Annotated in this window: 9 protein-coding genes and 1 pseudogene; 4 read left to right on the forward strand and 6 right to left on the reverse strand. The window is 72.7% G+C overall.

Features of this window, described 5'->3' with window-relative positions; translation table 11 throughout:
* Positions 1-137: 137 nt before the first annotated feature.
* Positions 138-1,262, reverse strand: coding sequence for a GuaB3 family IMP dehydrogenase-related protein (locus tag L0B03_RS09890; protein ID WP_250445636.1), 1,125 nt, complete (start codon positions 1,260-1,262; stop codon positions 138-140).
* A 113-nt stretch (positions 1,263-1,375) separates the two neighbouring features.
* Here L0B03_RS09890 and L0B03_RS09895 point away from each other — a divergent pair, with 113 nt between their 5' ends.
* On the forward strand, positions 1,376-2,095 hold the full coding sequence (locus L0B03_RS09895; protein WP_250445637.1) for an exonuclease domain-containing protein: 720 nt from the start codon (positions 1,376-1,378) through the stop codon (positions 2,093-2,095).
* Positions 2,096-2,108: 13 nt separating this feature from the next.
* On the opposite strand, the gene L0B03_RS09900 is transcribed toward L0B03_RS09895, so the two are convergent.
* The 4 genes from L0B03_RS09900 to L0B03_RS09915 form a co-directional block, all read right to left on the reverse strand.
* A complete protein-coding gene (locus L0B03_RS09900) occupies positions 2,109-2,939 on the reverse strand; it encodes an inositol monophosphatase (protein ID WP_250445638.1) in 831 nt (276 codons plus the stop codon).
* On the reverse strand, positions 2,936-4,417 hold the full coding sequence (guaB, locus tag L0B03_RS09905) for an IMP dehydrogenase (protein WP_250445643.1): 1,482 nt from the start codon (positions 4,415-4,417) through the stop codon (positions 2,936-2,938). Before guaB ends, L0B03_RS09900 begins: the two co-directional genes overlap by 4 nt.
* 103 nt (positions 4,418-4,520) lie before the next feature.
* The gene (locus L0B03_RS09910) at positions 4,521-5,216 is read right to left on the reverse strand and encodes a response regulator transcription factor (RefSeq protein ID WP_250445639.1); all 696 of its coding nucleotides are present in this window, start codon (positions 5,214-5,216) and stop codon (positions 4,521-4,523) included.
* Positions 5,217-5,415: 199 nt separating this feature from the next.
* The gene (locus L0B03_RS09915; protein WP_250445640.1) at positions 5,416-6,498 is read right to left on the reverse strand and encodes a MerR family transcriptional regulator; all 1,083 of its coding nucleotides are present in this window, start codon (positions 6,496-6,498) and stop codon (positions 5,416-5,418) included.
* 238 nt (positions 6,499-6,736) lie between these two features.
* Between L0B03_RS09915 and L0B03_RS09920 the strand changes: the two genes are divergently transcribed.
* Positions 6,737-7,027, forward strand: a complete 291-nt coding sequence (locus L0B03_RS09920) for a WhiB family transcriptional regulator (RefSeq protein ID WP_250445641.1) — start codon at positions 6,737-6,739, stop codon at positions 7,025-7,027.
* Between the two features lie 129 nt (positions 7,028-7,156).
* A complete protein-coding gene (locus tag L0B03_RS09925) occupies positions 7,157-7,927 on the forward strand; it encodes a potassium channel family protein (RefSeq protein ID WP_250445642.1) in 771 nt (256 codons plus the stop codon).
* A 28-nt stretch (positions 7,928-7,955) separates the two neighbouring features.
* Here the strand turns inward: L0B03_RS09925 and groES are convergent, their stop codons facing one another.
* A complete protein-coding gene (gene groES / locus L0B03_RS09930; protein ID WP_208055988.1) occupies positions 7,956-8,252 on the reverse strand; it encodes a co-chaperone GroES in 297 nt (98 codons plus the stop codon).
* Between the two features lie 227 nt (positions 8,253-8,479).
* On the opposite strand from groES, the pseudogene L0B03_RS09935 reads away from it, so the two are divergent.
* Positions 8,480-9,008: pseudogene (locus L0B03_RS09935) on the forward strand (SAM-dependent methyltransferase); the annotation flags it as partial.

Here is a 9,008-nt window from a genome sequence, read left to right on the forward strand (position 1 = left end):
TGGGGCGGCCCTGGGCCGCCGCGGCTGGGGCGCCGCTGGGGGGCACTGGAGCCGATCTTCCGCCCCGGGCACCGCACGGCAGGACCCCGCGGCCCAGAGGGCTCGCGGGGTCCTGCCGTGCGGTGGGGTGGGTCCGGTCAGTGCGGCTGGTAGGGCGAGACGACGACCTCGACCCGCTGGAACTCCTTGAGGTCGGAGTAGCCCGTGGTCGCCATGGCCCGCCGCAGCGCGCCCACGAGGTTCAGGGTGCCGTCGGCCTGCTGACCCGGACCGAAGAGGATCTGCTCGAGGGTGCCCGCGGTGCCGACCTCGACCCGCTCCCCCCGCGGCAGCTCGGGGTGATGGGCCTCGGGGCCCCAGTGCCATCCCTGGCCGGGTGCCTCGGCCGCCCGCGCCAGGGCGGCACCGAGCATGACGGCGTCGGCCCCGCAGGCCACGGCCTTGACCAGATCCCCCGAACGCCCCACCCCGCCGTCGGCGATCACGTGGACGTAGCGGCCACCCGACTCGTCAAGGTAGTCACGACGCGCAGCGGCGACGTCGGCCACCGCGGTCGCGAGGGGGGCGTGGATGCCCAACGAGACACGGGTGGTGTGCGCGGCCCCGCCGCCGAAGCCCACGAGCACCCCGGCCGCGCCGGTACGCATGAGGTGCAGCGCGGCGGTGTAGGTCGCTGCGCCGCCGACGATCACGGGCACGTCGAGCTCGTAGATGAAGCGCTTGAGGTTGAGCGGCTCGGAGCGACCCGAGACGTGCTCGGCCGAGACGGTCGTGCCGCGGATGACGAAGAGGTCCACCCCGGCGTCGACCACGTGCTTCCAGTACTGCTGGGTGCGCTGGGGCGAGAGGGCGCCCGCGACCGTGACGCCGCTGCGCCGCACCTCCTGCAGGCGCTGGGTGATCAGCTCGGGGATGATCGGGGCGGAGTAGATCTCCTGCATCCGGGCGGTCGCCTGCTCGGGTGCCAGCTCGGCGATCTCGGCCAGCAGGGCCGTCGGGTCCTCGTACCGGGTCCACAGGCCCTCGAGGTCGAGGACGCCGAGCCCGCCGTGCCTGCCGAGGGCGACCGCGGTCTCGGGGCTCATCACCGAGTCCATCGGGGCCGCCACCACAGGCAGGTCGAAGTGGTAGGCGTCGATCTGCCAGCCGACCGAGACCTCCTCCGGGTCCCGCGTGCGGCGCGAGGGCACCACGGCGATGTCGTCGAAGGAGTAGGCCCGGCGGCCGCGCTTGCCGCGTCCGATCTCGATCTCGTTGCTCACGCGGACCAGGCTACCGGCGACGGAGGTCTACCGATCCCGGAGCGCCCGGCGTGGCCCGACGACGGTGTCGGTGGTGGCTGGCAGGCTGCTGAGCAGTCGGCAGGGAGGTCGTCATGGCATGGATCGAGGGTCCGGTGGTCGGGTTCGACACCGAGACGACCGGCGTCGACGTCGGTCAGGACCGGATCGTCACCGCCGCGGTGGTCCGCCGCGACGGTGACGAGACCTCCGTCACCTCCTGGCTGATCGACCCGGGGGTGGAGATCCCCGAGGGGGCGGCCGCCATCCACGGCATCACCACCGAGCACGCCCGCCGCTTCGGCCATGCCCCGGCCGGAGCCCTCGAGGAGATCGCGACCACGCTGAGCCGTGCTCTGGTGCGGGGCGAGCCCGTGGTGGCCTACAACGCCTCCTTCGACCTCTCCCTGCTCGACGCCGAGCTCAGGCGGTACGGGCTGGCCACCGTGCCCGAGCGCATCGAGCGCGAGGTCCGCGTCGTGGTCGACCCGCTGGTCCTGGACCGGAGCCTGGACCGCTACCGGCGCGGCAAGCGCCGGCTCGGGGACCTGTGCGCGTTCTACGGGGTGCAGAGCACCGCGGACCTCCACACGGCCGACATCGACGTCCTGGCCACACTGGACGTCCTGGCGGCGATCGCACGCCGCTACCCCGAGGTCGCCGAGACGACGCTGGACACCCTCCACGACCGCCAGATCCAGGCCCACCGCGACTGGGCCGAGGGGTTCAACGCCTGGCGGTCGCGCCAGGGCCTGACCGGCCCGGGGGCAGAGCTCGCCTGGCCGGTGAGGCTGCAGGAGCCTGCGCTGGTGTGAGCGAGGGGGCGCCTCAGCGGTCCAGGCAGAGCGGCCGACGCACCCGGTCGTAGACCTCAGGGTCGGCAGCGGCGATCAGACCGTCCTCGGGATGGCCAGGCCGGTAGTCGGTGGCGTCGAGCCGCCGGCTCACCCCGCCGACCTCGCGGACGAGCACCGCCCCCGGCACGTGGTCCCAGGGCCACGTGCGCCAGTACACGAGGGCGTCACGCTCGCCCAGCGCCAGCCGCGAGTACTCGTACCCGGACCACAGCCGCCCGCTCGTGACGAAGCCCTCCTCGAGCCCGCCGAACCTGGCGTTCACCGCAGACCGGACCTCGTCAGGCAGGTAGCCCGCGATCCCTACCCGCAACGGCCCGCCCGAGGGCGTGACCGACCGCGTCAGACGCTCACCGTTGCACCACGCCCCGGCCCCACGCTGCGCGACGAAGGTCTGCGCGTGCTGGGGCAGGCAGATCCAGCCAGCCACCGCCTCGCCGTGCTCGACCAGACCCACCATGACCGCGTGGTCGGGAGACCCCTCGACGAAGGCCTGGGTGCCGTCAAGCGGGTCCACCACGAGGACCCGAGGCTCCCCCAGCAGGGCCAGACGCCCGAGATCGGCCGAGGTCGCCTCCTCACCGACCACCGGCACCCCCGGGAGGATGTCGGCGAGCCCGGCGGTCAGGGCCGCCTCGGCAGCGGTGTCCACGACCGTCACCAGGTCACCCGGAGACTTCTCGGAGATCTCCCCGGCGGTGAGCTCACGGAACCGCGGCGAGACGACGGTCGCGGCCACGTGCTCGACGAGGGCGGTCACGGCGTCGACGTCGACGGCCGCTCCTGGGACGCGTGCCCCGCTCATCGGGAGGAGGAGTAGTTCGGGGCCTCGGAGATCATCTGCACGTCGTGCGGGTGCGACTCCTTGAGCCCGGCCGAGGTGATCCGCACGAACCGTCCACGCTGCTGCAGCTCGGGGATCGTGCGGGCGCCCACGTAGAACATCGACTGGTGCAGACCGCCCACGAGCTGGTGGGCGACCGCGCCGAGCGGACCTCGGTACGGGACCTGCCCCTCGATGCCCTCGGTGATGATCTCGTCGTCGGAGAGGTCGCCCTGGAAGTAGCGGTCCTTGGAGTAGGAGCGACGGTCGCCGCGGGACTGCATCGCGCCGAGGGAGGCCATGCCGCGGTAGCGCTTGAACTGCTTGCCGTTGACGAAGACGAGGTCCCCGGGGCTCTCGTCGCACCCGGCGAGCAGGCCGCCGAGCATCACGGTGTCGGCCCCGGCCACGAGGGCCTTGGCGATGTCCCCCGAGTACTGCAGACCGCCGTCCCCGATCACGGGGACCCCCGCGGGCTTGCAGGCCTTGGCGGCCTCGTGGATCGCGGTGACCTGCGGCACGCCCACCCCGGCGACCACGCGGGTGGTGCAGATCGACCCGGGCCCGACGCCGACCTTGACGGCGTCGACGCCGGCGTCGACCAGGGCCTGGGCCCCCTCACGGGTCGCGATGTTCCCGCCGATCACCTGGACGTGGCGTGTGGCGGGGTCGGACTTGATCCGGCGCACCATGTCGAGCATCAGTCGTGCGTGCCCGTTGGCGGTGTCGACCACGAGGACGTCGACCCCCGCCTCGACCAGGGCCAGCACCCGGTCCCAGGCGTCCCCGAAGAACCCGACGGCCGCAGCGACGACCAGGCGGCCCTCGGCGTCCTTGGTCGCCGAGGGGTACTGCTCGGTCTTGACGAAGTCCTTGACCGTGATGAGGCCCTGGAGCACACCGGCCTCGTCGACGATGGGCAGCTTCTCCACCTTGTGCCGGCCGAGCAGCGCGGCGGCGTCCTCACGGGCGATGCCCACCGGAGCGGTGATGAGGGGCTGGGAGGTCATGACCTCGTCCACGCGCAGCCGCGTGAAGTCCTCCCCCGGGACGAACCGGAGATCCCGGTTGGTGATGATGCCGAGGAGCCGTCGCTGGTCGTCGACCACGGGGAGCCCGGAGACGCGGTACTTGCCGCACAGCGCGTCGAGCTCGGCGAGGGTCGCGTCCGGGCTGACGGTGACCGGGTCGGTCACCATGCCCGACTCGGAGCGCTTGACCAGGTCGACCTGGTGCGCCTGGTCGGCGATGGAGAGGTTGCGGTGCAGGACGCCGACTCCGCCCTGACGTGCCATGGCGATCGCCATGCGCGCCTCGGTCACGGTGTCCATGGCTGCCGAGACCAGCGGCACCGCGACGGAGATCCCCCGGGTCAGGCGCGAGGTCGTGTCGACCTCGCTGGGCACGACGTCGGTCTCCCCGGGGAGGAGCAGGACGTCGTCGTAGGTCAGGCCGATCATCCCGAAGGGGCCGTCGGCGGTGGGCTCGGCTGCGGATGGGCTGGGCTCGGACGCGCTCACCCCGCGATAGTACGCACCAGGAGGCACCCCCCGGCACGTCCCCTCAGCGGATGAGGCCCGTGCGGAGCCCGATGGCGACGGCCTGGGCCCGGTCCGCGGCACCGACCTTGCGGAACAGCCGGCGCGCGTGGGTCTTGACGGTGTCCTCGCTGAGGAAGAGGTCGGCGCCGATCTGGGCGTTGGAGCGACCGTTGCTCATGCCCGTGAGGACCTCGAGCTCACGCTTGGTCAGCTCGAGGCCGTTGGGAGCCGTGGTGCGCAGCGGCACGACCGGCGCGAGGCCCTCCGTGCGCCCCTCGACCGGCCCACGGTCCCCTGCTGGGGAGCCCGACCCGGCAGGAGCACCCACGGGCCCGCCCTGGCGGGGTACGACGGTCCCCGAGAGGCTGTGGGCGGCGACGGCCGCGAGCTCGGAGCGATCGACGTCGGGGGCGAGGTAGCCCCGCGCGCCGAGGGCGATCGCCCGGTCGAGGGTGATCTCGTCCCCGGGGACGGCGAGCATGATGACGACCGCCGAGGCACCGAGGGTCCGCAGCCGACGCAGGGCCTCGATCGGGCCTGCACCGGGCAGGTGGGAGTCGAGCAGCACGAGGGCCGGGGAGCTCTTGCGGGCGAGGGCGAGGAGCTCCTCGGCCGTCGCGGCGCCCCGGGCCGGGCCCAGGGTGGGTACGCCGTGCGCGGCGGCGACGATCCGCTCACGGACGGTGGAGGACCCATGGCATACGACGACCCCTGCCATGATCTCTCTCTCTGTCGGTCTGACGGGGCGCGGGCCGACACCGCGACGCGTCGCGGGTGGCCTCGGGCCCCGGGCACGGGAAAACTCCGTGCCTCAGAGTCATCGGCTCCGGAGCCCGGGAACGTTAGCCCCCACGACGGGTGAACCCCGCGGGCCGATCACGACCGCCGTCAGCCAGCCCGTCGCGCCGTGACCGGGGTCAGCGGACGACGGCGAGGATCTCGTGGAGGGCGCCGGTGAGGGTCCGCACCCGGTGCACGTCAGCGCCGGCGGGGAGCGCGATCCGGCCAGCGCCTTCGAGGTGCACGAAGATCGGCACGTCAGGTCGCGAGCCCATCGACGGGGCCGGCCGGGGAGCGGCCTCGACCGCCGCGCTCACGGCCTCGACGCAGGGCGTGGCGCTGGTCCCGTCCTCGTCGGCGTGGATGTGCAGCAGGACGGCCTCGGGGCGCACCTGGGTGATCGCCGCGGTGACGGCCTCGGCGCGAGCCACCGACAGGACGCGGGCCTGGACGCCGTGCTCCTGGAGAGCCGTGGCCAGCACGTGGACCACGAGCTCTGCACCGGGGACGCAGCCGACGGCCAGGATCGTGGGGGCCGCGGCGTCGGTGCCCAGGGACATCCGGGAGGCGGTGACAGCCGCCCGGCTGCGCAGCTCGGCATAGGCGGCCGCGGTGAGTGCCGGACCGGCGCTCTCCCCCGGTCCGGCGACGGCGACCTCGTCCTCGAGGGCGTCGAGGGCAGGCTGGACGAGCTGGGTCCACCACGCGACGACGTCACCGGGGTGCACGCGGGCGAGCATCCAGCGGACGGCCGCGTTGTCGAAGTGCACGGCTGCGGCGACCAGGCCCGGGGGGTCCGGCGCCATCGGTCCCGCGTCGGCGAAGGCGTCCACGACTGCGGTCGCCCTGGCCTGGTCCGACGTCCCGGGCGTGCCGTCCCCACCGGCCGGCTGCGACTCGAGCGCCGTCCGTGCCGCATCCGAGGGGGCGACCCCCTCGAGGGTCAGCCGACGCATCACCAGCAGCCGCGACACGTCGGAGGAGGAGTAGCGACGGTGCGACCCGGCGAGGTGCTGCGAGGGGCCGAGGCCGTAGCGGCGGTCCCAGGTGCGCAGGGTGGCCGGCGCGACGCCGAGCCGGCGGGCGACCGCTGCGACCGTGAGCGAGGGACCTGGGGCTGAGGAGTTCGTGGCCGTTCCCTTCGTCGGGAGGGTGGGGGCGGTGAGCGGGGGTTCGCTCGGGCCACCCGGGGGTACGTGACGTCCGACTGCAGCGGCCATGAAGCGATTGTGCCCAGCACCTGACGCGCTCCGCCACTCAGTCTCGGAGAAGCCCCCGGACCGGCGGATCGGCGAACCACGTCGGTGGCATTCGACGACCAAGCAACCGCGCCAGAACGAAGAACCGTGAGCAAGGGGCTTGACCAACTTCTGAAGCGGTTCTAAGTTGGTCGTACTGCACGGCCCGCCGGCCCACGCCGAGCGATCCGCCGATCCACAGAATGACCCTGGAGGAACCATGACGGAGATCTCGCGCCTGCCCGGACCGGTGATGGACCTGTGGGAGTGGCAGTACGAGGGCAAGTGCCGCGACGCCGACCCGACGCTGTTCTTCCACCCCGAGGGCGAGCGCGGCTCGGCGCGCCGCCGCCGCGCCGAGGCGGCCAAGGCGATCTGCGCGACCTGCCCGGTGCTGAACGAGTGCCGCGAGCAGTCGCTCACGGTCCGCGAGCCCTACGGCGTCTGGGGCGGCCTCTCCGAGGAGGAGCGCGCCGCCGTCCTGTCCGAGCGACTGCGCAAGGCCGGCTGACCACCGGTCTGCCCGCCCCTCCCCAGGGCGACCACGTCGGGCTCCCCGACGACCAGGCCCCGTCCGATCCCGGGCGGGGCCTCGTCGTGCCTGGCGGGCTGCCGCGGCTCACGCTGGAACACTCGGGCGGTGACGACATCGAGCGAACCTGCCGTACGACGCTGGGAAGCGCGGACGGAGCTGCCCCTAGCTGGCGCAGCCCTCCTGTTCCTCGTCGCCTACGCGATACCGATTGCCCGACCCGACGTATCCGACGAGCTCCGTCTCGCCTGCACCTCCGTCGTTCTGGTCACCTGGGCCCTGGTAGGAATCGACTACGTCGTGCGCCTCAGCCTTGCCCGGCATCGACTCGCCTTCGTGCGCCGACACCCACTCGATCTCGCCGTGATCTTGCTGCCGATGCTCCGGCCACTGCGCCTACTCCGCCTGGTCACCGTTCTGGCTGTGCTCAACCGCACCGGCGCGCACGGGTTACGTGGACGTGTTGTGGTCTACGTCTCAGCTGGCACCGCGATCATCCTCCTGGTCGCAGGGCTTGCGATCACCGACGCCGAGCGCGGTGCGCCCGGGAGCCTTATCACCGACCTCGGCGACGGACTCTGGTGGGCCGTCACGACCATGACGACCGTCGGTTACGGCGACACGTATCCGGTCACGACGACGGGCCGCCTCATCGCACTCGCACTGATGCTGGGCGGGATCGCGTTGCTCGGCACCGTGACGGCCACCCTGGCATCCTGGCTCGTCGAGAGCGTCGAAGACGAGACCAGCACCGATGGCGCAGCAACCCGGGCTGAGATCGAGGCACTGACTGCGGAGGTGCAAGCTCTGCGTGCAGCCCTGACGCCCAACGACCGAATCGGGCACGACGAAGCCCCGGCCCCCGGCGTGAACCGGTGACCGGGGCTCCTAGGCTCCCGAGGGGACCTCAGGCGGTGACGACCGCCAGGATGTCGCGGGCCGAGAGGATGAGGTACTCCTCGCCGGCGTACTTGACCTCGGTGCCGCCGTACTTGCTGTAGATGACCTTGTCACCCACGGTGACGTCGAGCGGCACACGGTTGCCGTTGTCGTCGACGCGACCGGGACCGACAGCCAGGACCTCGCCCTCCTGGGGCTTCTCCTTGGCTGTGTCCGGGATGACCAGACCGGATGCCGTCGTCTGCTCTGCCTCGAGCGTACGGACGACGACCCGGTCCTCGAGCGGCTTGATGGAGACCGACACAGCGGACCTCCCCTTCGCAATCGTGGTGACGGATGGTGGACGTGCGTCGGTCGCAGGGCCTGGACCGCCCGTCGTCGCGGGTGCCGGCCAGCCCGACCGTGCGACCGGTCGTTCTGGCACCCTCCGAGGAGGAGTGCCAGCACTGAATCTAGGCTGCCGTTAGCACTCGGTCAACACGAGTGCCAGCGATCGGCGGCGAGGCGTCACCACGTGCGAGGATCGACCGCGTGGATGCCGCCGGTCTGACCCAGCTCCTGAGCCCGGACGGCTGGGCCCTGCTCGGCGCCCTGCCGCCGTACGACGAGGCCCGGGCGATGGCCCTCTCCGACCGGCTCCGCCGCGACGGCGTGAACCCGGACCTCGTCTCGGCCGCCCTGACCCAGTCCCGCCTGCGCGCCAGGGCGAAGGACAAGTTCGACGACTTCGCCGACGGCATGCTCTTCACCCAGGCAGGTCTCGAGCAGTCCACCCGCCTGGTGGTCGGCGCCCGGCACGCGCGCCGCTACGCCACCGCAGGCTGCACCCGGGTCGCTGACCTCACCTGCGGGATCGGCGGGGACGCGATGGCGATGTCGGCCCTGGGCCTGGCCGTGCTGGGGGTCGAGGTCGACGAGATGACGGCGGCGATCGCCACGGTCAACCTGCGCCACTTCCCCGAGGCCGTCGTCCGGCACGGGGACGGCCTCGCCCTCGACCTCGCCGCCGAGGGGGTCGACGGCGTCTTCGCCGACCCGGCCCGCCGCAGCGCGAGCGGGC

It is taken from the genome of Actinotalea sp. C106 (assembly GCF_023630195.1).
In the GTDB taxonomy this organism is placed as follows: Bacteria; Actinomycetota; Actinomycetes; order Actinomycetales; family Cellulomonadaceae; genus Actinotalea.